General features: G+C 48.8%; 18 protein-coding genes. 1 reads left to right on the forward strand and 17 read right to left on the reverse strand.

What is annotated here, in order from left to right; all coding sequences use genetic code 11:
- Positions 1-111: 111 nt before the first annotated feature.
- The 6 genes from NSQ20_RS18360 to NSQ20_RS18385 form a co-directional block, all read right to left on the reverse strand.
- Positions 112-1218: a Gfo/Idh/MocA family oxidoreductase gene (locus NSQ20_RS18360; protein WP_036613782.1), complete on the reverse strand. Its 1107-nt coding sequence runs from the start codon at positions 1216-1218 to the stop codon at positions 112-114.
- Positions 1219-1316: 98 nt separating this feature from the next.
- Positions 1317-2042 (reverse strand): ThuA domain-containing protein, encoded by a 726-nt coding sequence (locus tag NSQ20_RS18365; protein WP_036613781.1) that lies wholly within the window; start codon positions 2040-2042, stop codon positions 1317-1319.
- 69 nt (positions 2043-2111) lie between these two features.
- Positions 2112-3284 (reverse strand): Gfo/Idh/MocA family oxidoreductase, encoded by a 1173-nt coding sequence (locus NSQ20_RS18370; protein WP_340030526.1) that lies wholly within the window; start codon positions 3282-3284, stop codon positions 2112-2114.
- Between the two features lie 54 nt (positions 3285-3338).
- Positions 3339-4388, reverse strand: a complete 1050-nt coding sequence (locus NSQ20_RS18375) for a LacI family DNA-binding transcriptional regulator (protein ID WP_253508997.1) — start codon at positions 4386-4388, stop codon at positions 3339-3341.
- A gap of 506 nt (positions 4389-4894) precedes the next feature.
- Positions 4895-5977: a class II fructose-bisphosphatase gene (gene glpX / locus NSQ20_RS18380; RefSeq protein ID WP_036613775.1), complete on the reverse strand. Its 1083-nt coding sequence runs from the start codon at positions 5975-5977 to the stop codon at positions 4895-4897.
- Positions 5978-6668: 691 nt separating this feature from the next.
- Entirely contained in the window at positions 6669-7187 is a 519-nt protein-coding gene (locus NSQ20_RS18385) for a GNAT family N-acetyltransferase (protein WP_338706229.1), read from the reverse strand.
- Between the two features lie 123 nt (positions 7188-7310).
- On the opposite strand from NSQ20_RS18385, the gene NSQ20_RS18390 reads away from it, so the two are divergent.
- Positions 7311-7955 carry a YitT family protein gene (locus NSQ20_RS18390; protein ID WP_338708966.1) on the forward strand — a complete coding sequence of 215 codons (645 nt, stop codon included), beginning with the start codon at positions 7311-7313 and terminating at the stop codon, positions 7953-7955.
- Between the two features lie 82 nt (positions 7956-8037).
- On the opposite strand, the gene NSQ20_RS18395 is transcribed toward NSQ20_RS18390, so the two are convergent.
- The 11 genes from NSQ20_RS18395 to allB all read right to left on the reverse strand — a co-directional run bounded on the left by NSQ20_RS18395 (position 8038) and on the right by allB (position 24161).
- The gene (locus tag NSQ20_RS18395; protein ID WP_338706230.1) at positions 8038-10617 is read right to left on the reverse strand and encodes a glycosyl hydrolase; all 2580 of its coding nucleotides are present in this window, start codon (positions 10615-10617) and stop codon (positions 8038-8040) included.
- Positions 10618-10980: 363 nt separating this feature from the next.
- Positions 10981-11499 (reverse strand): (2Fe-2S)-binding protein, encoded by a 519-nt coding sequence (locus NSQ20_RS18400; RefSeq protein ID WP_338706232.1) that lies wholly within the window; start codon positions 11497-11499, stop codon positions 10981-10983.
- Positions 11496-14024 (reverse strand): molybdopterin cofactor-binding domain-containing protein, encoded by a 2529-nt coding sequence (locus NSQ20_RS18405; protein ID WP_340030528.1) that lies wholly within the window; start codon positions 14022-14024, stop codon positions 11496-11498. The genes NSQ20_RS18400 and NSQ20_RS18405 overlap by 4 nt, the downstream gene beginning before the upstream one ends.
- 33 nt (positions 14025-14057) lie before the next feature.
- Positions 14058-14972 carry an FAD binding domain-containing protein gene (locus tag NSQ20_RS18410; RefSeq protein ID WP_340030529.1) on the reverse strand — a complete coding sequence of 305 codons (915 nt, stop codon included), beginning with the start codon at positions 14970-14972 and terminating at the stop codon, positions 14058-14060.
- Between the two features lie 290 nt (positions 14973-15262).
- A complete protein-coding gene (locus NSQ20_RS18415) occupies positions 15263-15910 on the reverse strand; it encodes a nucleotidyltransferase family protein (protein ID WP_340030530.1) in 648 nt (215 codons plus the stop codon).
- Positions 15876-17156: an XdhC family protein gene (locus NSQ20_RS18420; protein ID WP_340030531.1), complete on the reverse strand. Its 1281-nt coding sequence runs from the start codon at positions 17154-17156 to the stop codon at positions 15876-15878. The genes NSQ20_RS18415 and NSQ20_RS18420 overlap by 35 nt, the downstream gene beginning before the upstream one ends.
- A 42-nt stretch (positions 17157-17198) precedes the next feature.
- Positions 17199-18521 (reverse strand): 5'-deoxyadenosine deaminase, encoded by a 1323-nt coding sequence (locus NSQ20_RS18425; protein ID WP_047843321.1) that lies wholly within the window; start codon positions 18519-18521, stop codon positions 17199-17201.
- Between the two features lie 95 nt (positions 18522-18616).
- Positions 18617-20212 (reverse strand): gamma-glutamyltransferase, encoded by a 1596-nt coding sequence (ggt, locus tag NSQ20_RS18430; RefSeq protein WP_338706239.1) that lies wholly within the window; start codon positions 20210-20212, stop codon positions 18617-18619.
- Positions 20206-21447: an alanine--glyoxylate aminotransferase family protein gene (locus NSQ20_RS18435; RefSeq protein ID WP_340030533.1), complete on the reverse strand. Its 1242-nt coding sequence runs from the start codon at positions 21445-21447 to the stop codon at positions 20206-20208. The genes ggt and NSQ20_RS18435 overlap by 7 nt, the downstream gene beginning before the upstream one ends.
- A gap of 6 nt (positions 21448-21453) precedes the next feature.
- Positions 21454-22761 (reverse strand): Zn-dependent hydrolase, encoded by a 1308-nt coding sequence (locus NSQ20_RS18440; RefSeq protein ID WP_340030534.1) that lies wholly within the window; start codon positions 22759-22761, stop codon positions 21454-21456.
- A complete protein-coding gene (gene allB, locus NSQ20_RS18445; RefSeq protein WP_338706242.1) occupies positions 22758-24161 on the reverse strand; it encodes an allantoinase AllB in 1404 nt (467 codons plus the stop codon). Before allB ends, NSQ20_RS18440 begins: the two co-directional genes overlap by 4 nt.
- Between the last annotated feature and the right edge of the window lie 42 nt (positions 24162-24203).

A 24203-nucleotide genomic window follows, 5' to 3' on the forward strand; every position in this document is an offset into this window, starting at 1 on the left:
ACCTTCCGATCGCTGTTATTCCCAGATTTTTTGGATTTAATAAAAAACAGCCCCTTTCCTTGTTCGAAGGAAAAGGGGCTGTTTATCATGATATAAGTCATAATGGCTATCTTATTTATCCAATGTATACAATGGCAGATCCACCGGCAATGCAGCCGGGCGCTGACACGAGCTTTTCATCTGGTAGAACGTCTGTTCATCTGATGAATCGTGGAATGCCCACATGGCCTCAAGTACGTGGTATGCCAGTTCCCCACTCGCACGGTGTGCACGTCCACTATGTGCTGCATAGGCCATATCTGCCACACCGATGCCACGTGTATTTTCCTGATATCCTGGGAGAAGCGGAACTTCCGTCCATTCATGTTCACCCAGCAAGCGATAACGAACCGGACCACCAAAGGTGTTGGGGTCAGGTACCTGCAATGTACCGTGCGTGCCATATATCTCAATCGGTGGCAATGCACTTCCGCCAAATACGTCAAAACTTGTAATCAGTGTGCCAATGGCTCCCTGTTCAAACTGTAACAGACCGGTAACGTGAGTTGGAATTTCGACGGGAACCGTCTGACCTCTCTTTTTCTCACTCGTAATCGTCCGTTCTTCCATGGCTTTACCCGTCATGCCTGCAATTGACTTGATCGGGCCCATTAGTTGGACCAATGCGGTGAGGTAGTACGGACCCATGTCAAACATTGGCCCACCGCCTGACGCGTAATAAAACTCCGGATCTGGGTGCCAGTGCTCATGACCACGACTCATCATAAATGCGGTCGCCGCCACCGGCTTGCCGATTACCCCTTCCTCCACCAATTGAAGTGAAGTCTGGATGCCTGAACCAAAGAACGTTTCTGGTGCACAACCCACAAGCAATCCTTTACGCTTCGCTGTTTCGAGCACGGCCTGCCCTTCTTCACGGGTAACCGCGAGCGGTTTTTCTACATAAACATGTTTGCCAGATTCAAGCGCCCGCAAGCATACATTCGCATGAACGGAAGGAATCGTCAGGTTGATGATCAGCTCAATCTCGGGATCAGCCAAGATTTCGTCGACGCTGTATACGTTAGGCACGTTATAGGCTGCTGCCTGCTCCTCGGCACGTTTCCGGTCGAGATCCGCAACAGCAACAAGTTCCAGCACCTCGAACCGGTTACAGTTTTCCATATAAATACCGCTGATTTTACCGCAGCCAATAATGCCTACTTTCATTGTTTTCATACCTGGGGCTCCCTTCGCCGTGGATCAGAAATGGTTTTTATCCATTGAGGATGAATGGTTAACACTGAAGTTACGTTTGCAATCCAGCTACAATCTCATTAGTTCTGGTTGTCCGCCATACCTGTGTACACTTCGGTTGCTGAACTTACTCGACTCTTGGCAAGTTCTTTGCCTGCTGCTGTCCATTTGAACCCACTGCGCATCATTTCAGTCACGGGTTTCATGTCTACAATGTCTGCATGATGTCCCAGGGAGTTGTAGAATACCCGTCCTGCGCCCCAGCGTTTCGTCCAGACAACAGGCATATCTACGGGCCCATTCGCTGCATGCGGACCAGTTACCACTGGGAAACGAGTTGTTGCCAGCACTTCCACTGCCGGGTCTACGTGCAGGTAGTACTGTTCACTTTTCACCTGAAAATCTTCGATATGATCCAATAACGGGCTAGAGCCACGCTTCATGTTCACCATATACTCCACACCATCATTGCCTGGATGAGCAACCCATTGTCCACCCGTCATAAACTGCCAGTCTACGTTATTTCGGAAGGCATCACACATCCCCCCATGAAGACCAGCCAAGCCAACACCGCTCTGAACAGCCGCTGATACGTTATTGACGAGTTCTTGCTCAATCTGTCCCATTGTCCACAAAGGCACAATCAGATCCAGACCCAGAAGCTTCTCTGCATCCGCATAAGACTCCAACGTATTCGAGACTTCAACCTCAAACTGCTCTTCCTTCAAAATACGCTCAAATATCGCTGCTACCTGCTCCGGTTCATGTCCATCCCAGCCGCCCCATACAATCAGTGCTTTACTCATCGTTTATTCACTCGCTTTCGCCTAGTTTTATGTGTTCAACCTTATTTCTGACGTCACTGTCTTGCTTGCTCACATCTCTTCAAGCGTCACCCAGCGCCGTTCTGTTACCGAACGTTCTACTGCTTCCAGTACAGCCTGACACGCGACCCCATCGTGGAAACTCGGTGATGGTTGGCGTCCTTCAGAGATCGCTGTCACCAGCTCCAGCATTTCATGGGTGAACGTGTGCTCGAATCCAATCGTATGTCCGGCAGGCCACCAAGCTTCAGCATATTTATGTGCCGGATCGGTTGCCAGTACACGGCGGAATCCCTGTACGTCCTCTTCATCCTTTGTAAAATACACTTCCAGTTCATTCATCCGCTCAAAATCAAATCGTACACTGCCGAGACTGCCGTTAATCTCAAACGAGTTCGTACTGCGATGCCCCGCTGCAAAACGTGTAGCCTCGAAGCTGCCCAGCGCCCCTCCTGCGAATCGTGCCAGGAACAACGTAGCGTCGTCAACAGTCACTTCTCCTTTCGGTGCATCCGCATTCGAACTGCCCTTTGCACTCAGACCGGTCATCTCAGCTGCAAGCGGTCGTTCTTTGATGAAGGTTTCGCTCATGCCGATGACTTCCTGGAATTCACCAACGAGGAAACGAGCCAGGTCGATTAAGTGTGCACCCAGATCCCCGTGGGAACCGGAGCCAGCCACTTCTTTTTGCAAACGCCATACCAGCGGGAACGAAGGATCCATGATCCAGTCCTGCAAGAAAAAAGCACGGAAATGATAGATTTTACCCAGTCGTCCGCTCTCCACCAGATCCTTCGCTAATTGCACCGCTGGTGAGAAACGGTAGTTGAACCCGACCATATGAGCGACTCCAGCATCCTCTGCTACCTGAAGCATCTCACGCGAATCCGCAAGCGACAGGGCCAGTGGTTTCTCACAGAACAGATGCTTGCCCTGACGAGCTGCTTCCAACGCAATTTCCTTATGGGCATCACTTGGCGCGTTAATATCAATCAGATCGATATCATCCCGCTTCACCAGTTCACGCCAATCCGTTACACTTTCGGACCAACCGAACTGATTCGCTGCCTCCTGCACTCCCTGCTCGTTACGTCCACAGATCACAGACATCTCAGGCTGCAACGGAGCAGACGGGAAAAACATCGGCAGACTGCGATAGGCATTACTGTGGGCCTTCCCCATAAACTTGTATCCAACCATTCCGACACGAAGACGATTTGACATGATCATTTCCTCCTTTGGAATAATAAAAAGTCTTTCAATATGTGTACCAATAAACTATTGACGGATAGAAGAAGCACGGATAATCAGTTCGGTAGGCAACAACGCTCTCGCAGATTTGGGTACCGCTACAACAGAGTTATTCGCTTCATGTGTATCACCCACAGACCCATGCATAAGCTTCGATACTGCAAGTTCACCCATCTCAAAAAATGGAACCCTGACGCTGCTCAGCGGCGGAACCGCCATCTCGGCGGCATCGGAGTCGTCATAACCCACAAATGCCGGAAAATCCGCAGGCCCTATTCCCCGCTCACGTAAACCATGCATGACACCAATGGCCATCCGGTCATTGGCCGCAAATACAGCATCAATCTCATGTAGGCGATCTGCTACAATCGCTGCCGCCTCAATGCCACTTCTTCTACTATAATTCCCTTTAAGCAATAGACTCGGCTCCAGCTCCATACCTGCTTCTTGCAGGCCAAGACGAACGCCTTCCATTCGCTCCTGGCTGTTGGAATAGCTGTCTGGACCATTGAGAAAAGCGATTTTGCGATACCCCTGATCCGTAAGATGACGTATGGCAAGTCTGCTTCCTTCCACATGATCCGCATCCACTTCCGTGAACGATTGGCCCTCAAAATGCTGATTCATGACACAGAATGGGTGTCCTTCTTGATGAAGTTGCTGCATGGCCGCCAGTTCTTCATGATCATCTCTGGCACCAAGGATAATGCAGGCGTCCACTTTCTGACGCCGGAACAGATCCGTATAATTCATCACTTCACCGGGTGTTCGGAACATAACCAACAGGTCCATGCTATTGTCTCTGGCTTTGCTTCCAATCCCACTCAGCATTTCCGAGAAGAAATACGCCGAGAACAGATGCGCCTTCGGAACATAAGGTAATACCACGCCAAGGTTTCCGCTTTTACTTCTGGCAAAACTGCGAGCAAGCGCGCTGGGCACATAGCCTAACTGTTCGGAAGCTTCAAGAACCTTGCGGCGTGTCTCTTCTTTAATAGGACCTACCCCATTAAGCACCCGGGAGACCGTCGCCTCGGAAACACCCGCAAGATCAGCCACTTCTTTACGAGATGCCATGATTTCACCCCCTTTTATATAAGTTGAACTAAAGATTATTTACACTGACACTACGATGACAGAACAACCTTCCAATCGCTGTTATCCCCAGATTTTTCGATTCCTTTTTATAAAGGGGAAAATCCGGGGATAGCGTATGCTTCCGATGCAGCTTTCTTTCAGAAAGCTTTTAGGTGAACGCTTCGCTTTTTCAGGTTTTTTCTATCCTCTCCGTTATCGTGCAAATGATTAGTTCAACATATATAGCTCATCAATAAATCAAATAATAATTAAAAATCGATATTTATGTACGCGCGTACATTTTCTCATGCCATGTAACCGTTGTCAATGCTTTTAACACAAAAAAATAATGAGGGTTTGGGTTAATCCAAGCCCTCATTATTATCTTGCCAGAGATGGTACTTTCATTGAATCCGTGCCCTGTAACCTTAGGGGTTCAAGTTACTTATCAAACTCACTACAACGATTTCAGTTGATCCTATTTGTTCAATTATGGGGAGTGCAACTCACAACGTCGTTGTAACGCCAAGATCAACGGAGGATTGACTAAACTCAGCCTGCTCCATCGTTTTCGCATGACTGGGAATACGATCCGAGGGTTCTGGCGTGGATTGGAGCTGTCTTACTTTGTGCAGCACTTCTTTGTTAGGCAGGAAGTGTTGGGAACGAATGAATCGAATTGTTTTGGTTTTGGCACGCATAACAATTGAATCCGTCTCGGCACGATCATCCGCAAGATATCGTACCCCTCCCAGAATCTCACCTGGCGTCACACCTGTTGCGGCAAAAATGACATCCTCTGTGCCGATCATATCCTGCATCGTTAACACTTTGTAGGGATTATCGATCCCCATCTGCAAGCAGCGCTGGAATTCGTCTGCGTTGGCAGGCATCAGACGACCTTGGATCTCACCCCCAAGGCAAGATAGCGCTGCGGCAGCCAGCACACCTTCTGGCGCTCCTCCAGATCCGACATACAGATCAATGCCCGCCTCCGGGAAGGCCGGTGCCATCGCACCCGCAACATCACCGTCACTGAGAAACTTGATCCGTACGCCAACCTTGCGTAGCGTCTTGATGGTACTCTCGTGTCGCACACGATCCAGAATCATCACAGTGAGGTCCGAGATGTTTTTGTTCAATGCGGCAGCGGCTTTCTCCAGTGTGACTTCAACCGGGTCTTCAATGCTGACCTTGCCTACAAGCGCAGGCCCTACCGCCAGTTTCTCCATATACATGTCCGGTGCGTGGAGCAGGTTACCTTTTCCCGCCACTGCAATAACCGATAGAGCGTTGTTTAGTCCTTTGGCCACGATTTCTGTACCTTCGAGCGGGTCTACAGCCACGTCAACCTCAGGGCCCTCAGCGTTGCCTACTTCCTCGCCGATGTACAACATGGGTGCTTCATCCATTTCTCCTTCACCGATTACCACCGTGCCGCGAATGGACACGGAATCGAACATGGCGCGCATGGCCAAAGTAGCCGCTTCATCTGCACTGTTCTTGTCGCCTCGTCCCATCCAGGGTGCTGAAGCTAACGCAGCCAATTCTGTTACTCTGACAATTTCCAACGCCAGTTCGCGTTCCATTTTTCCCACTTCCTTTCCAATTTCCAAAAGCATAACGTGAAAGCGGTACTAAATCCATCGCAAATCCATATGAAATTGATCTATAATCGGCGTAGTAGCGCCTTTTTAACGATTTATACCTTATTTATCCAATTAATATATTGATCGATTTCGCTCCTTTTTTCGGCTGGTTTTAAGAGTCCAATCCACCTGATTTCTCACTTGAAATATTAATTTTAATTTCCATTTTCCGCTCTAAAACTAAATAATTCAACATGGTGAATTAACAAGCCTGATTAATGCGCAAAAAGTTCTTTTAACATGAGGTATATACAACTTATATACTGATTATTAAGAACGTAACGCTATCTAACAAACTACGAACGAAAACGATTTTTGGCTGACTGTCCAAACGTAGAAATAAACTAATAAAATGTATTAATGATCCTTGAGATCAGCCTATTACCTTCACGATTATTGAGCAAAATTATACTGCTAATTATGTATTAATCAGGCCTTTAACTTTTGCTAAAGCCATAGATGCAGCTTATGAAGGTCATCAAAAATAATAAGTTTACATAATATTTGTTATGTATTAAACTCGGCCAATTTCTTCATTTTATTACTCAACGGTCCTGGAAAAACATAAAAAAGCCTGAAAGAATTCTGCTCAATAGCATTTTTCTCCCAAGCTTTTCCCTCGATGATCCCGTTACAGTATCGTTTTGGTCATTATAAAATCAATCTGTTCCTCATCTCCCATGTAAAAAGCATGAGCTCCTGTCTGTACAAACCCCATCTTTTCATAAAATGCGATGGCATTTTCATTTTTCTCCCACACGCCTAACCAAATATTCGTTTTGTGTTGTTCTGTTGCCATCTCTATGGCTTTATGGAGCAGTACCTTACCCAGGCCATGTTTTTGGAACTCTTTTTTGATGTACACCCGCTCGATCTCAAAGGATTCCAAGCCCATCTTCTCAGACTGAGCTTCATTGATATTCACTTTCATGTACCCTGCCACTTTATGGTTGACATAAATAAAAAGAAATTGTGAATCCGCCACGGACAGTTCCGTTTCTAATTGCTCCCGATTAAACGCCTTTTCCAGATAAGCTTTCATATTTTCGGGTGAATTTTGCCCTTTAAACGTTTCATTAAACGTCTCATAACTAATCTCCTGCAGTTCACATACATGTTCAATGGTACATATCTCTATACGAATCGTCATCTATATTCACATTCCTTTAACAAGTTAATCGTTTGTTGCAAATGCACTAAAAAAGGGTTACATTGAATTTAGCTCAATTTTGTTGTATTTGCAACATAATATCAAAAAAGAGGTTGAATGAATTTGAAATATGTACTTTTTGTCGCAGGTATTCTCATCTTAACACTTGGCATCTCCCTTACCATCCAATCTGAACTGGGCACCTCACCGTTTGATGCACTTCTGGTAGGGCTGTCACATCATGTTGGGCTAAGTGTAGGTAGCTGTGAGGTCATCATTGCTTTCCTATTAATTGGATGTAATTCGCTTTTGAAGCAGCAAAAACCCGAGTTTTTGGGTCTCGTCACCGCATTCATTACTGGTGTGGGGATTGATATCTGGCTTTATGTATCTGATTCCTTGATCACACCCGAAGTTTGGTACAGCAAATTAATGACTTTTGTCATTGGTTTAGTGATCATAAGTATTGGCACGGCAATTTATTTACAGACCAATTTTGCACCCATTCCGATTGACCGCTTAACATTAATCTTGCATGAAATCACTCAAACACCCTTATTTATATCGAGAACATTGATTTACCTTGTATTTTTAATTCTGGCGTTTCTGCTCAGTGGGCCAATCGGGGTTGGAACGTTGATAACCGTATGTTGTGCAGGTGTACTTCTTCAGTTCATTATGGGCCATACGAAAAAGATAATAGATCGCATATTAACAGACGTGGATACGTCGTCACATACTACAAGTGAAAAAGAACATTCCGTCTAATCGGTGTACACCTTCTACACCATAAAAAGGCTGAATCAGAGGTTCAAACCCTGATCCAGCCCATTAAACGTGCTATCTACCTTTACGGCTCAATCCCCCATACCAGCTGACCGTTCACATACCCGGTAACCTTATCATGGTTTGCGAACTGACTACCGGATGCCTTGAACGAGTAATCATTAGTCTGTGTGTAATTCGTCCAATTGTTTTTGGAAAAGCGTGTTTGAATCTCTGCGCTCTGGCCCGCATTCAGTGATCCCGCCGTACTTGTAAAGCCCACTTCAAGATAGTGATCCGCTCCGGCAACTGGAGTCGCCAGTTTAACAAATTGGCTCGTTACATTCGCACTGCCCATACTGGCCCAGTCGGACCAGAAACTCTGAGTTTCCTCCCCGTCAATTGTATAGTAATACCGGAGTTTTACATCACTTAACGGAATAGCCGAATTGCCTGAGTTGACCAACTTGAACTTGGGTGATACGCCGTTGGTCGATGCACTTGTATTGCCGTTAAAAGCTTGAATCGTCAAATCCCCTGCTGGCACAGTAACCGTGCTGTCTACCACATTCACCGTTAACACAGCGTTATTTCCTCCATTGAATTGAAAGGTCAATACATTCTGACCCAAGGGCAGCGTAGCGAGATAGGATTTATTCAGAAATACAGCAGAGCTGGATGCCGTATAATTCTGACCTGATACAAGAGTAGCATTCCCCTTCGTGATGCTTGTAAGCTGACGGCCGTTTAAGGTGAGAGATACGGTAATATCCTGTGCTGAATTCGTCGCTTTATCAAATGTTGCATTCACAGGAGAAATCACAGCATTTGTACCCGGTGTTGAATCCACAATTTTGACTTTTAACACAGGGTCCTGACCTTGATTAAAATCCAGAACAATCGAATGCTCACCAACTGGCAGGGCTGCCAGATAAGCTTTTTTCAACAGCAATGTGCTTCCGTTCAAGGTATAGTCTGTCGTTGCGGTCAACGCATTGTTGCCTGCCCGGAGAGCAGTTAGCGTATTGCCGTTTGCATTCACGGTTACGGTTTTATCGCTTTGATTAGGTGTGTATTTGTCAAATTCAACGTTTCCAGGTGTGATGGATGCACTGGGGTTGGGATTGTTAGCCTTTAGATTTGGCAGCTCATCCAACGTAATGACGTAATCACTTTGATAAAGCGTTTTCAATGTTGCCGGGTAATTAAAAGCAGAACTCATCAGATGCTCGCCATACCAAGGACAGAAGTACAGCCATCCTGATTTCTCCTCTGTAAGATTTTTCACACTTGGAATCGTGTCGTTCTCCGTCATGGCTACCATTTTCGTACCGTTCGTCAACTCAACAAGCTTATAGAAAATCGAGGTAATCGCATCTTCATTCGGTACGCCGGATAAACCGTCATAACGGTTGTAGATCGTATTGTATTTATCATATCCGACGAGATCTACCTGATCATCGCCCGGATACCAGGCAGGAGAAGTGCTGTATACGTAGCTGTTGTAGGTCCAGATCAGATTGTGCAAGCCATACGTCTCGGTCAGTTCGGTATACAGCAGATCCCATAGCTCTTTGTACACTTCTGCACCTGCCGAAGCCCACCAGAACCATGCACCTTCCCCGTTCAGCCCGCCGTTGCCTTCTGCTTCATGATACGGACGGAAAAGCACTGGCACATCGTTATCTTGCAAAATCAGCAATTGTTCTGCCAGATCCTCGATGGTCATCATCACGTATTGATACTCTTTGGTACCGGGAATTACCGCATTGGCTGTATTAAAATTCGTTTCTGTTGGCTTGTAGGTCGCCTCTTTCCAATCCACAAAGTCCCCAAGCTCATACGTATTGAAATTACGAGGTACATTGATATGCCAGGAAGCGGTTGCAATACCTTCACGGTTATTCACCCAATCAATCATGCGATCAGTTGTACCGTCCTCCCAACCATACAACGGATTATAGTTCATCAGATCAAAGCCACGGATAGCCGGATACTTTCCAGTCAGATCATGAATCCACTCGAATTCAAGCTCCGAATCTCCGTCATTCCCTCCTCCGTAGATCTCTTGCTGACCAGAAATAATGTTGTTTCCGTATACCTCCGTTAAATAATTCATCAAAATTTGAGTTTCAGGTGTAGCTTCAGGATCAGTGAGAACTGGCTGCACATTCAGGGGATCCAGATCAGCATGATCCACTGTAAAAGTATCAAAATACGCGAAGCCCCAGCCAGCCTTCAGCTCAATCGTGTTGGCACCCTGATTCAGCTTGTGAAAGCCAAAATCGAAGTCTGACCATGTTGTCGTGTAAGGTAGCATGAACGCCCCTTTCGTAACACCATTCACGATTAAATTTTGTGACCTGCCATCTGCACTGAGCTCCTGCATATATCGTGTGGAGATCGCGTACATGCCGGTTTCCGGGACAGTTACTGTGAAGGTTAATGTGCCAGAGTTCTGCATCCAGACAAATCCGGCCCCTGAGAATCCGGGCTTGGGTTGCCCATAGATTGAAGTAACCACTTGAAGATCCGGGGTGAGCTGAGCATCTTCGCTTTCGATGGTGAACAATGGTGTGTCTGCATGAACGGGCGCTGTCATTAATCCAAGCAGTAGGACCAATGCCAGCATCATTGCGGTTGCCTTTTTGAGCAAATTTTTCATCAATTCCATCTTCCTTCCCAAGTGAAATATGATAATGAAATGTCAATGAATCCTTTCATGGTTGCGCTTTCATTTTAAACATATCACGCACACCAATATTTGTAAATATATGGTGAATGAGAATGTTTGAAATTCTTTTGTACCAGTACTTTGAACATTATATTTCCTTTCTCTCATCCGAGTTGATAATTGACGAAAACGGTTCATAATCTAATCAATTTAGCGTATGAAACTTCATCTCACATTAGATGTGCACTTGAAAGAAAAACTGATAAACAACAAAAAAAAGCATTCCTATTCGGATGCTTTTTCACGTATGTTTCTTCAATTGCCCTTGCTTATGTCTGCGTCCTGCGTCCCGCCTCAACTTACGGTTTCCTCGGCAGACGTTTCTTTTACCACACAGCGTTCCCCTGCCTTGCGTACCGCCCGAATAATGCCACCGTAGCCGGTACAACGACACAGATTCCCGCACAATCCTGTTTCAATCTGTTCTTGAGAAGGCTCAGGATGTGCATCCAGTAATGCCTTGGTTGAGATCACCATGCCTGGAGTACAGTAGCCGCACTGGAAGCCACCTTCCTCCACAAAAGCCTGTTGAATCGGATGCAGAGTGCCTTTCTCCTCGCCGTGCAGACCTTCAATCGTCACAATGTCACTGCCTTCACATTGATAAGCCATGACAAGACAGGAATTCACGGGTTCTCCATCCATCAGAACCATACATGCGCCGCAGCGACCAACTTCGCAGGATACTTTGGTACCCGTTAGTTGCAAATGAGTCCGAAGCACATCGACAAGTCGGGTCGTTTGCGCGATCTCCAGATGTTTCTGTTCGCCATTCACAACGGCTGTCCAGTGATTCTCAAGTGGTTTACTCATGATGGACTCACTCCTTCCTGCAAAGGTACATTTAAAGGTCTGACCAGTTGTTCCCTCGGTACAGGAAGACGGTTAACCCATACGCCTGTCGCCTGGTGAATTGCAGCTGTTATGGCCGGCGCAAGCGCAACGGAGCCTATCTCACCGATCCCCCTAGGACCAAACGCATCACCTTCGGGTAAGTCTTCAATAGCCTCAACCTCCAGATTGGTATGAATATCCTGAATGGTTGGGATCAGATACGTGTCGAGGTTCGTGGTTACATAACGGCTGTCCTGCATGACCGCATCCTCCGTTAACGTGAATCCAAGCGCCATGACACTGCCGCCTTCAATCTGTCCGATATAACCCATAGGGTTGATAACTGGACCTGCCGCAACAACATGGCGCGTATCAAGAAGCTTGGTTTCTCCGGTCAACGTATTTACTTCCACCTCTGCCGCAACCGCCGCATACGTATACAAATAATGCCCGCCTACCACGTTGTCTGGCGTAGTTGGGTAATCAAACTTTGTATCAAAAATCCATTCATCGGCTTCGCCCTGCGTTGCGAGTTCGGCATACGAAACCACAAAGCCTGATGAAACTCCCTCTTTCACCAGGTGATGAGATGCACCTAAATAACTACTTTCAGCAGTTTGATCACTTTCAGTCCCTCCAGCAACGATATCAGCCACTTTAGTTCTTTCAGCCTTCTCTAGTTTTCCTGCTTCTTCAGACGTTTGATTTACGCCTTCCAGCGCCAATGCTACTTTCTTCTCGCTCTTTCCTGTTCTTTGCACATCTGTTTCCGCTTCTGAACTTTCGGCAGGAAGCTGGCCTTTACGCCATATACCACCAGGCCCTGTCACCAGTTCATCTGCCGGAACGCCGGACATTTCAGACGCGACAGCGAGAACACGGGAACGAAATGGAGTCTGCAAGCGTTGAAGAGCCATCCATGCCATCGTTGTTGAACGTGAAGCTGTACTTGATCCGCTGTGGGGCACACGATCCGTATCTCCGATAATAATACTGAGATCCAATGTACTGCATTGGAATAGATCACATAACATAATTTCCAGCGTTGCAATGAGCCCCTGACCGAATTCCTCGTAGCTGAACGCCACCTCAATCTGGCCTTCGTTATTCAGGGACAGGCGGCCTCCCGCAGGGTCTGGAATGCCATAACCCAGCCCTGCACCGTGCATGGCGATGGCTGCTCCGACTCCGCGTTTGATCCATGGTGGCAGAGCAGGGTCTGCCGGAGGATGCTGATGTTTTTGCCACAATTCGGAACGATCCAATGCCTCCCAGACTTGGGATAGTCCATCAGTGACTAAAATCCGTTGATTCAGCGGTCCGGGATCATTCTTCTCCCTCATATTGCGTCTACGGAACTCCCAAGGGTCCATGTTCATGATTTCTGCAAGCCGATCCATCTGGCCTTCCATCGCAAAAATCGCCTGGTTCCCGCCAAATCCACGAAACTCACCCGACAATCCATTATTCGTATACACAGACACACCTTCCACATCCACATTCGGAATGGCGTAGGGTCCAAGGCAATGCTCGGTACAGAAGTTCAGCACGGGTGCACCAAGTGTGGCGTACGCTCCGGTATCTGCTGTAATGCGGACACGATGCGCTTGGATGATGCCTTCTCGACTCATGCCGGTCTGCATTTCAATCTTCATTGGGTGACGTTTCAGTCCTGCACGCACGGATTCTTTACGAGAATTATGCATTTTCACAGGACGTCCGCATCTCAAGGCCAGTAGTGCACCATAGGGCTGTACGTTTAGTTCATCTTTTCCGCCAAACGAACCACCAATCGGTGAAGACACCACCCGGATATCTTCTTCAGGACAGCCAATAATGCGTGCCAGCTGCATCCGGTCTTTATAGCCATGTTGCGTTGCCGCGTATACATTCAGCCTTCCCTCTTCATCCGGGACAAACAGGCCACCTTCTGTCTCCATATACGCATGCATCTGGCGAGGCGTATAATACGTCTCTGTCACGATATGATCACAAGTGGCAAAAGCTTGCTCGGCGTCTCCACGTTTGATCTCCGTCCGATGCAGCACATTACCTGGTCCATGCTCATGCAGCTCTGGTGCGCCGGGAGCCAATGCAGCGTCTGTACTATTCAGCGGAGTGAGTTCCTCATACACTACACGGATCGCATCCAGTGCAAGCGCCGCACGTTCCGGAGAATCCGCAGCAACCGCTGCAATGGCGTCACCGACATAACGCACAATATCCTCGCAGAACACAGGCTGATCCGGGGTCGCTATGCCAAAACGATTCAGACCAGGCACATCTTTGGAGGTCAAAACCGCATAGACACCTTCCAACGCCTCAGCTTCCGAAGTATCTATAGACAGTATACGAGCATGAGGATATTCGCTTCGTAATACTCTGCCATGAATCATGTCAGGTAGCGTCATATCCGTCAGATATTGAAGCTGGCCTGTTACTTTGGGTGCCCCATCTGGCCTCAGGTGCCAACGTTTCCCGCTCTGTTTCCGATTCAGCAGCATGATCCCTCTCCCCCTTCGTTTGATCCCATTCATCTATTCGTGAAGTGCCTCCCATAGCCCGGCACCAAGCATATTGCCTGCGGTCTGTTTGCGATAATGTTCCGTTGCAAATGCATCGCCATAAGTCGTAAATTCGCTAGCCACGGCAGCTGCAAGAGTCGCCGCTTGCATAACAGTAGCTTCGCTACCAAGAAGCTGTCGTTCCGAATCCAGAAGTCGCATCGCCATGCCTGAGCCTCCACCAGCCGCAATCGCAATCTTGGTCCAGCGGTTATCCAAATCAATTTCACCGTATAACGCAACCGTCACCAGCGACGCACTGAACGTCTCCCGTCGACCCAACTTGCGGTAAAAGGAAACTTCTCGTGCAGCAGGCTTGTGCCCTTTGTCCACATCAAGCAGAGAGGACGATCTCATCGGGATATGAATCGAGATTAATACATCCCCTGGATTACGGCTGCCATCCTTTCCACCCTGAAGCCAGGAAGACACACTGCGGATCTCAATTCCGCTATCCGTCAACCAGTGCAGCTTCGCATCATATACAAGCAAAGCAGGCAGCGTATCCCCTACTCCGGACACAATATTCCCGCCAATGGTTGCCACATTACGAATGGAAGGGGCCGCAATTGCATTCACCGCTTCTTGCAGGATCGGCAGTTGATGCAGCAACGCTTGTGCAGCACATTCCTTTAATCGGGTCATTGCTCCAATGACAATCTCATCTCCAAGAATAGATATACCGCTCATTTCAGGAATACGAGCCAGGCTTATCATGTGTTCAGGCGCTGGAACCAAGCCGCCCTCCCATTGGGTTCGCAGCAATGTTCCGCCCGCCGTAAAACAACATATCCCCTTGAGTCTACTTCTTAACGCTTGGAGTTCTTGCAGGTTCTCAGGCTGCCATACCGATGGCAATGCTCCAGAACCGTATGCCTCTGTTACCATCGCTGCATCCCCTTTCTCTCTCTTCCTTGGGCAGGAAATTCAACCGTCTGATCCAGATAATTCTTCAAATCATATGAGAGATAAGCAGCAACGTCAATTACCTTCACATCGTTTTGGATAAATGTATAAAACCTGCGTTCTAATTGTGCTTGATGCATTATGATCTATCAAAAGCTAACATGAAGTCTCTTTCACCATACGTGAAAAGAAGACAAACAGGCCAACCAGACTGCCTGGCTGACCTGATCATGTTATTAAATTATACATAGTTAATAATCTTCTCCTGTTATTTAGTCTGTCTGCTGTGATTCATATACATGACTCAGAATGCGTTCCAATTCCGGTTCTGTATCCGCATCCCAGAAACTAGTCTCAGACAGTGGTACATGTACACCTGAATAGTTAGCGCTGCGCATAATCTTACGTGCCCCCTCATCTCCATGCAAGGATAACAGAGGTCCGAACATATGGGAGCGAAAAGCAACGGGCGGTTTACCTCCCTCACCGTCGGTAGCTGCGACATAATCACACAGCTTGTGGGTAGCCAGTGCTGTGGTCACCAAATTAATATCCTGTGCTTGTAATAAAGGCTGATCGCCCAGTAACATGAGGATGCCCTCCGGTTTGTACTCCATGGCGGACAACACGCCAGAATGAAGCGAATTGGCCATACCGCAGGCATAGTCAGCACAGACCACAATTCGAAGTCTCGCTGTGGGATGATAGACATACGTGGCAGAATCAAACCATTTTACAGGTAGCCATGCCAGCGAATCTTCCGGTTTGACCACACAGACCACTTGATCTAGCTCCGAATTCAACGCAGCTTCCAATGACCATGCAGCCAGTGACCTTCCGTCAGGCATGACAACCGAGAGTTTATCCCGACCAAGGCGACGACTCTTACCTGCTGCCAGAACTATGCCCGTCATTCGCATGTGCAACGCTCCCCCTCTGCACCTCAGAACTCAAGGAAGAAACCTTATGTTTACATGCGATCAATTCCGCTACAATGCTGATGGCGATCTGTTCGGGACCGTCTGCTCCGATGCTCAAACCAACGGGAGAATGCACATATTTCAACGGTGGTAAGCCATCCAGCAGACGGACTGTTCGTGTTTTGGAACCCATGATGCCAAGATACGCGTACTCACAGTCCACTACCATCTCCAACAGTTCACGTTCGCGGGGAAAATTGTGACTCATTAAAATCAAATAATCTCCGTTGTTTACGTTTAACAAAGGCATAATCTCACGTGGGAAACCCATTACCAGTTCAGCTTCAGGGAATCGTTCCGAGGTGCATAAGGACTCTCGCCAATCGGCTACGACTACTCGGAATCCTGCGGATTCGGCGAGTCTGGCAACAGGAATAACATCATTCCCGGCTCCGATGATAATCAGGCGAGGTTTAGGCGTGTACAGCGAAGTAAGTTGCTGCGGGAGGTCCCAGGGATTCGTTGAAACCGTGTTGTTTGTCGCTATTTCAGCATCAGACTCAGAGATATGTTGTGAATCACCGGATAGATGGGAAGAGTGAGATTCGTTTGACAAAACAGGTACCACTTCAGGCACAAGCGTAAGGCGAGGTATGTCGGGAGAATATTGTTTTAATGCCGTATGTTCATGCTTGATATTACCACTGCTGTGTTGTACATCAACCTGCAATGAAGCTGGATTATTGTTCGTCACGCGATCATGAGGTAGGACGAGCGAAGGACGCAAGATTGGCTGGCGCCGGGGACCCGTTGGTTCAATCCGTCTCCAGCCATATCGAACCCTTGTGTAACCATCTTGGAACGTTCGGGTTAACGCTGTTGCAACGCCGGATTGAAAACACTCTTGCATCTTCTGCAACGTATATCGGAGTTCACCACACACGGGTTCAAGCAACACAACAACGAGTCCGCCGCAGCCAATCGTCTCACCCCAGGACAGATCATCCTCGGGACGCATGTCGTATTCCGCGAATTCCATCTGCTTCGTATCCAGCACATGGCTCACCCGGGCCTGAAGATCACTCTCCAGACATCCCGGACTGATACTGCCAACCATTTTGCCATCCTCAGTCAACAGCATAGAGACTCCCTGCTTACGGTAAGCATGACCCTCTACCTTAATCGCTGTTGCGAGCACGCAGCGCGTTTCACGGGCTGCAATTGCACACAGATCATGCATTTCCATAGCGGTCTCCATCCTTTCTGGAATTGCATAAACTTCCTTCGATCAGATACGTTTCATCAATCTTGCAATACTCTTATCCGACTCACGCAGCACAATGCCACGATCAATCGTCTGAATCTTACGATTCTTGAGCACGATACTTCCGTCAATAATAACGGTATCCACACAGCTACGTGTTGCGGAATACACTACGCGGGAATAGACATCCGTCTCATAGGAAGGGTACGTGTGGAAATCATCCAGATCCAGCAACAGCATATCTGCCTTTTTGCCCACTTCGAGACTGCCAATTTCCTTCGACAAGCCAAGCACCTCTGCACCGCCCATCGTAGCCATGCGTAATACGGTCCGAGCATCCATCACCGTTGGACCATGAGGAATCTTCTGCATCAGGGCCGTCAGGCGCATCTCCTGAAACATATCCAGATTATTGTTGCATGCGGCACCATCTGCCCCAATCCCAACCGCGATCTGCCGATTCAGTAGATCCGGAATATCTGCTACCCCGGAGGAAAGTTTCATATTTGATCCAGGACAGTGAGTGACTTTGACACCGCGCTTGCGGATGATCTCCTTCTCTTCCTCACTCAGCCATACACAGTGGGCCAGCACCAATCTTGGGGTAGCCAGACCGATATGATCGAGGTATACGATGTTACGCATTCCGCGTTCGTGTTCTACCAGTTCAATCTCTCCGCGATTCTCGGAGGCATGGGTGTGGACTTTGACATGATATTTATTCGACAGGTCGCGCACCTCTACCAGCAATTCTTCGGTACACGATACAACGAAGCGTGGACAGAAAGCATACTGAATGCGACCTCCGCCAAACCCGTTCCATTTCTCCAGCAGATCCACACTCTGTTGTAGCGAAGTTGCTGTATCCTCACGCAGGGGTTCCGGAACTTCGTCTCCATGATCCATCATCACTTTGCCAGAGATGACCCGGATGCCGCTCTGTGCCATCGCCTGAAACGCCGAGTCCGTGTGATGTACCGTCTCCATATCCAGAATGGTCGTGGTTCCGCTGGAGATCAATTCGCCGAGTCCAAGCATTGCCGAATAATACACGGACTCCTCATCATGCGCTGCTTCCAGCGGCCAGATACGTTGACGGAGCCAATCCATCAGTTCCAGATCATCCGCACGTCCACGGAACAAGGTCTGACACAGATGAATATGCGTCTGGATGAAACCTGGCAACAGCACTTTACCACGAGCATCAATGACTTGGTCAGCTTGCATGTCGATGTGCGCTGCAATCTCCTTGATTTTATTATCCTCGATCAACAGATCTCCAATGAACACTTCCTCTTCTGCATTCATCGTCACAAGCTGTGCACCTTTCAGCAGGATCGTTCCCATGCCAATCTCCCCTATCTGTGTCTGTCTATATATTACAACTCATACATATTTACACTTGCACTCCAAAGACAGATTAACCTTCCGCTCACTGTCTGTTACCATCCAATAGCCATACCATCACCTCTAGGGTCTGCTGCGCCACTAATCATGCCGTCCTCACGAATGACAATGCCTTGCGACTGTCCCATAATGCCGTCCCACGGCGCTCTCGCTTCAACGTTATGTCCCCATTGGGCAAGGGTTGCACATACGTCATCGTGATATCGGTTCTCCACACGCATCGTATCGCCTTCTTCGCCCCAGGTACGTCCATACACCCAACGCGGCAGGCTAATTGCTTCCTGAATGTTCAGCCCATAATCAAGCACTCCGGTAAGCACAGATAATTGTGTCTGCGGCTGCCCTTCTCCCCCCTGTGTACCCACGAGCATATAAGGTTTGCCATCTCGTGTAACAAGGCCCGGCATGAGGGTGTGGAATGAGCGTTTATTGGGTTCCAGAACGTTGGCATCCCTCGGATCTAAGGAGAAAAACGACCCCCGGTTCTGCATGATAACCCCCGTATCCCCCGGAACATACGCTGCACCGAAGTCAAAATACAGGCTTTGGATGAATGAAACGGCATTGCCTTCGCTATCAACAACCGCTGCATACGCCGTGTCCTGACCTATCGTTTTGGACAAAAACGGCTGTGCCACAGGTGGAGCAGACTGAATCTCATTCCACAGTTGGTCTCCATAACCCTTCGATAACAGATGATCCAGCGGAATATCCCTGAAATCCGGGTCAGTCAGATAACGATCACGATCACGAAACGCCTTTTTCACCACTTCCGCCATCAGATGATAGAATTCCGGTGAGGTACGTGCTACAGAGGACAGATCCGTATGCTCCAGCATATTTAACATCATCAGCATCGAGAATCCCTGCGAGTTGGGCGGCATCTGATGAACTTCATAGCCACGATACCCCGTACTGACCGGTTTCACCCACTCGCCCCGATGGCCTGCAAAGTCTGCTGGGGCAAGCATGCCCCCATCCTCACGAATAGCTGAAGTCAGACGATCCGCGAGTTCTCCTGTATAAAAAGTATCTCGCCCTTCCGTCTGAATCAGACGAATGGAGGCAGCAAGATCAGGCTGGATCAGCAGCTCACCTTCCTGCAAAAGTGTACCCAAAGGCGCAAATACCGCTCGCAGCGGTGTATGGCCCATAATGAAATCTTCATCCCTTTCCATCCACAAGCGGAGATTCCGGGATACAGGGCATCCTTTTTCCGCATACTGCGCGGCAGGTTCAAGCAACTGCTCCCACGGTAACTTACCGTACCGTGACCAGACTTCCCACCATGCATCCACCATTCCCGGAACCGTAATGGCACTAAGCACACCGCGCTGAGGGATGGCACTCATGCCCATCGCTTTGAACGTATCGGCATGAATGCCTGCGGCTGAGCGGCCACTTCCGTTATAGGCGGTAATCTCACGGCTGGCTCCGTCATGAATCAGGAAGAAGGCATCCCCGCCAAGTCCGGTCATATGCGGATATACCACACCCAGAGCTGCACTGACCGCAACAGCGGCATCATAAGCATTACCGCCCTGCTGGAGGATAGAACTTCCAACTGCACTCGCTAGATAATGAGGAGAGGTGACCATAACCTCTCTGGAGATTGGCATCTGGTTTAACATAAGGCACCCTCCTTCCCTGCATACACATCCAATGCGGCCTGCACTGCTTCACCGGCAGGTAGTACATGACGATGACGGAGAAGAACAGCTTCCAGCGCTCCCAGCACATGAAGTACGTTCTTGCGTTGGCAGCTGAATCCCATTGTACCGATCCGCCAGATCTGCCCTTTCAACGGTCCAAATGAACTGGCTATCTCAATGCTGAAATCGTTCAGCAACATGCTGCGCACCGACTCACCATCGATCCCCTCCGGAATCGTGATACAAGTAACCACCGGAAGTTTACTGGACATATCCCCATACAACTGTAGTCCCATTCCTTGAATTCCAGCAACCAACGCACGTTCATTCACCAGATGTCTCTGGAACCTTGCCTCCAATCCTTCTTGCAGCAGAATACGTAATCCTTCGTGAAGACCGTAGAGCATGGAGGTAGCTTCTGTATGGTGGTTCAACCGTGCTGAACTCCAGTAATCCTGCAATTGGCTCAGGTCAAAATAATTGCTGGCAATCGTGCGGCCTTCTGCCCTCGCACTGGTTGCATCTCGCAGTCCGCGTTCAACTGTTTTGCGGCTCATCAGTTTCTGCTCCACTCGACTGTTGTATGTGAGAGGTGCCATCCCTGAAGGAACAGACAGGCATTTCTGCGTACCACCCATTACCGCATCCAGATGCCACGCATCCGTCTCCACCGAAGTCCCACCAATGGTAGCCACAGCATCTACAACGAGTAAAATATCAAGATCGCGACAGGCTTTGCCAATCTCGGCAAGGGGTTGCATCTGTCCGGTGGAAGTCTCACCATGAACCATCGCAACCAGACTTGGTTTATGGGTATGAATCGCCTTGATCACTTCTTCTGGATCAAATACCGTTCCCCATTCCGTTTCAAAAAAGACAACCTCGGCACCACAGCGTTCCGAGATTTCAACCAGCAGATGTCCGAATCGCCCATAGATCGGGACGAGAACTTTGTCACCGGGCTGGATCAGACTGACCAACACAGCTTCTATCCCTGAACGGGATGTACCGTCGACTGGATAACACCACTCGTTATCTGTCATATATAACTCTCGCAGCATCGCCATCGTCTCGTTCATCAAGGATGTGAACTCCGGGTCAAACTGACCCAGGATCGGAAAGGATAATGCTCTGAGTACACGTGGATCAACCTCAACGGGGCCCGGGGTCATAATGGTCCGCAAGGACGGAGATAACTCTTTATAGTTGGACATCTGCATTCAACTCCCGTAACCGTATTTATAGAGTAGCCGGACCAGAACCCGAAAACCGTGCATCAGGTCTGCCTCAGCTGTATATTCAAGTGGATTATGACTGATACCGTCCTGACTCGGCACAAAAATCATGGCCGTTGGACAAGCCGGCTGAAAAATCTGCGAATCATGTCCCGCGCCGCTTGGCATTAACCAGTAGGACAACTGCTCCTGCTCACAGGTATCCTGAATGTCCGAGATCATCTGCACGTTCATGGGAATGGGTGTGACGGATAGATGCTCTTCCCAATCCAATCCGAGCTGCTGCTCGGCTGCGATACGACTAAATACCTGGAGCATATCCTGCCAGCAGCGATCAATACTCTCCTGCCGGATATGGCGGATATCCAATGAAAATACCGCCCGTGCTGCAACCACATTCCCAACACCCGGATCGGCTGTGATTCGCCCAACCGTGGCTACCAGTGGTTCTCCTGCTTCCAATGCGATACTTCTTACCGCAGTAATCATCTCGGCTGCTCCGGCAAGTGCATCCTTGCGCCAAGACATCGGCGTCGTTCCTGCGTGATTCGCTTCTCCGCTAACGGTAATACTAAACCGTTTCTGACCTACGATATCGGATACAACTCCAATCGAATGTCCAAGACGTTCCAGAACCTGACCTTGCTCAATGTGAAGCTCAATAAAGGCACCGTAATTTTTCGCGGCAGGTCTATATGCACTATCAGGTCCAAAGCCTGCATCGCGGATCGCTTGTGCAAAGGTAACGCCGTCTTGATCCTTCAGATGCTCTACATCTTCCAGAGTCGTCATTCCTGTTATACTGCGTGAACCCCAATACGCAAAAGGGAATCGGCTTCCCTCTTCTTCGCATAACGATACCACTTGAAGTGTGCGCTTCGGTGCTCCAAAATGCTTCTGTAAATACTCCAAAGCAAGAACACCAGCCACCACACCGTAAGCACCATCATATTTGCCGCCATACACCACCGTATCAATATGTGATCCGGTCACAATCGGTAATTCTTCAGCACCAATCGCTGATTCCTTACCCTCACTCTTGAGTGTGCCATACAGATTACCGGACTGGTCAAATTCGGGAGACAGCCCTTTCTCCTGCATTTTGGCTACAAGGGCACCTTGTGCTTCACACCAAGCCGAGTCATACAACAGTCGTGTGACGCCGCCCTGTGCATCCGTACCATATGTCGACAGCCAGTCAAGCATGGCTTGCAGCTCCACCTGTTCCACGTCTGGCAAAGGAAGAGGTGCGTTATTGGTACCGGATGACCGGTATACTCCAGACTCCGTCATGGCGTCTCCTCCGTTCCCGCTTCGATGGGACTCGAAGAGTAAGCCGCAATGTGTTGCCCGAGAGGCACAGGAGATAATCCGGATTCCGAGTTGTAAACACGCTGCCCACGGCAAAATACGTCTGCAATCTGACAGTTAAAAGTACGTCCCACATAAGGACTCTGTTGATGCGTATAGAGCAGATCCTCCGTGTTCAGGCTTGTGCTTCTCTCCCAATCAATCAGGACCAGATCTGCATCCATGCCAACTGCAATCTCTCCTTTGCTTTCCAGACCAAGCCTTCTGGCAGGTTGCAGGGAGAGCACTCTTCCGAGCAACGGGAGGTCGATATTACGCTGAAGATGTCCGTCCTCCAGCATGATCAGCAGTGTGCTTTGCGCCCCGGATATACCGCCCCAGATTTCAAAAAAGTTATCGGATTGTTTCATGGATGGCGGACATGGAGAATGGTCTGAAGCAATAACATCAATTAATCCTGACGTCAGTGCATCCCATAACAGCTCCTGTTCGGAAGAGCTGCGAAGCGGTGGAGCGCATTTCGCTACGGCACCCAATCGGACCACATCCTGATCAATCAGCGTCAGATAATGAGGGCATGTCTCCGAAGTGACATCCTGCCCACGCCGTTTAGCCGCTGCAATCAAGTCCAGTGCTTCCCGGGTGCTAATATGCACAAAATGCAGCGCACACCTAGTCTGTTTACCATATTGCAACGCCCGGGCAACGGCAATGACTTCAGCTTCCACAGGTCGGGACCGGACATAATCCATCGCTTCAGTCCTTCCTTCTGCAATGCTTTTTGCACCGAGTTGGGCAACCATGCCTTCGTCCTCTGCATGAAGTGCCAGCACACGGTTTAATGTTGCAATTTCATGCATCCCATCCAATAGCGTGTGGTCATCGGCTCTGGCAAAGATGTCTTCCCCTTCGCCTCCCGGCTCAGACATAAATGCCTTGAATCCGGCAGCACCCAACCCTGCCAGTGGAGCAAGTTCCTCACGATTGCCGGGAACCAAACCTCCCCAGAACGCATAATCAACATAGGATTGGTCTGCGGCTGCTTTCTTTTTCATCTCCCATGCTTCCGGCCTTGTGGTTGGTGGTACGCCGTTAAGCGGCATATCGACATAGGTCGTGATTCCCCCTGCGGCAAGAGCTGCCGAACCCGATCGAAATCCCTCCCAACTGGCGAGTCCGGGTTCATTGAAGTGTACATGAATGTCCACGACACCCGGCATCACTGTTAGCCCCTCAGCTTCTATAATTCTAGTCGCTTCGCCAGCGGCCAGCCGCGTGGATAGTTCCGTTATTTTTTCACCAGTAATGCCAATATCCAGTTGCTCTACCCGATCTCTCAGCACCACCCGGGCCCCCCGGATGATGGTATCAAATGTTGTCATGTGGATGACCCTCCCCCTGAATCAGAACCGGATGTGTGCATG

Origin of the sequence: Paenibacillus sp. FSL K6-1122 (assembly GCF_037977015.1) — a bacterium.
Classification (GTDB): domain Bacteria; phylum Bacillota; class Bacilli; order Paenibacillales; family Paenibacillaceae; genus Paenibacillus; species Paenibacillus amylolyticus.

Bases quoted from the DNA above. Each gene is read 5' to 3' on its own strand.
- NSQ20_RS18360 (WP_036613782.1), bottom strand. From the start codon at position 1,218: ATGAAAACAATGAAAGTAGGCATTATTGGCTGCGGTAAAATCAGCGGT.
- NSQ20_RS18365 (WP_036613781.1), bottom strand. From the start codon at position 2,042: ATGAGTAAAGCACTGATTGTATGGGGCGGCTGGGATGGACATGAACCG.
- NSQ20_RS18370 (WP_340030526.1), bottom strand. From the start codon at position 3,284: ATGTCAAATCGTCTTCGTGTCGGAATGGTTGGATACAAGTTTATGGGG.
- NSQ20_RS18375 (WP_253508997.1), bottom strand. From the start codon at position 4,388: ATGGCATCTCGTAAAGAAGTGGCTGATCTTGCGGGTGTTTCCGAGGCG.
- glpX (WP_036613775.1), bottom strand. From the start codon at position 5,977: ATGGAACGCGAACTGGCGTTGGAAATTGTCAGAGTAACAGAATTGGCT.
- NSQ20_RS18385 (WP_338706229.1), bottom strand. From the start codon at position 7,187: ATGACGATTCGTATAGAGATATGTACCATTGAACATGTATGTGAACTG.
- NSQ20_RS18395 (WP_338706230.1), bottom strand. From the start codon at position 10,617: ATGAAAAATTTGCTCAAAAAGGCAACCGCAATGATGCTGGCATTGGTC.
- NSQ20_RS18400 (WP_338706232.1), bottom strand. From the start codon at position 11,499: ATGAGTAAACCACTTGAGAATCACTGGACAGCCGTTGTGAATGGCGAA.
- NSQ20_RS18405 (WP_340030528.1), bottom strand. From the start codon at position 14,024: ATGCTGCTGAATCGGAAACAGAGCGGGAAACGTTGGCACCTGAGGCCA.
- NSQ20_RS18410 (WP_340030529.1), bottom strand. From the start codon at position 14,972: ATGGTAACAGAGGCATACGGTTCTGGAGCATTGCCATCGGTATGGCAG.
- NSQ20_RS18415 (WP_340030530.1), bottom strand. From the start codon at position 15,910: ATGCGAATGACGGGCATAGTTCTGGCAGCAGGTAAGAGTCGTCGCCTT.
- NSQ20_RS18420 (WP_340030531.1), bottom strand. From the start codon at position 17,156: ATGGAAATGCATGATCTGTGTGCAATTGCAGCCCGTGAAACGCGCTGC.
- NSQ20_RS18425 (WP_047843321.1), bottom strand. From the start codon at position 18,521: ATGGGAACGATCCTGCTGAAAGGTGCACAGCTTGTGACGATGAATGCA.
- ggt (WP_338706239.1), bottom strand. From the start codon at position 20,212: ATGTTAAACCAGATGCCAATCTCCAGAGAGGTTATGGTCACCTCTCCT.
- NSQ20_RS18435 (WP_340030533.1), bottom strand. From the start codon at position 21,447: ATGTCCAACTATAAAGAGTTATCTCCGTCCTTGCGGACCATTATGACC.
- NSQ20_RS18440 (WP_340030534.1), bottom strand. From the start codon at position 22,761: ATGACGGAGTCTGGAGTATACCGGTCATCCGGTACCAATAACGCACCT.
- allB (WP_338706242.1), bottom strand. From the start codon at position 24,161: ATGACAACATTTGATACCATCATCCGGGGGGCCCGGGTGGTGCTGAGA.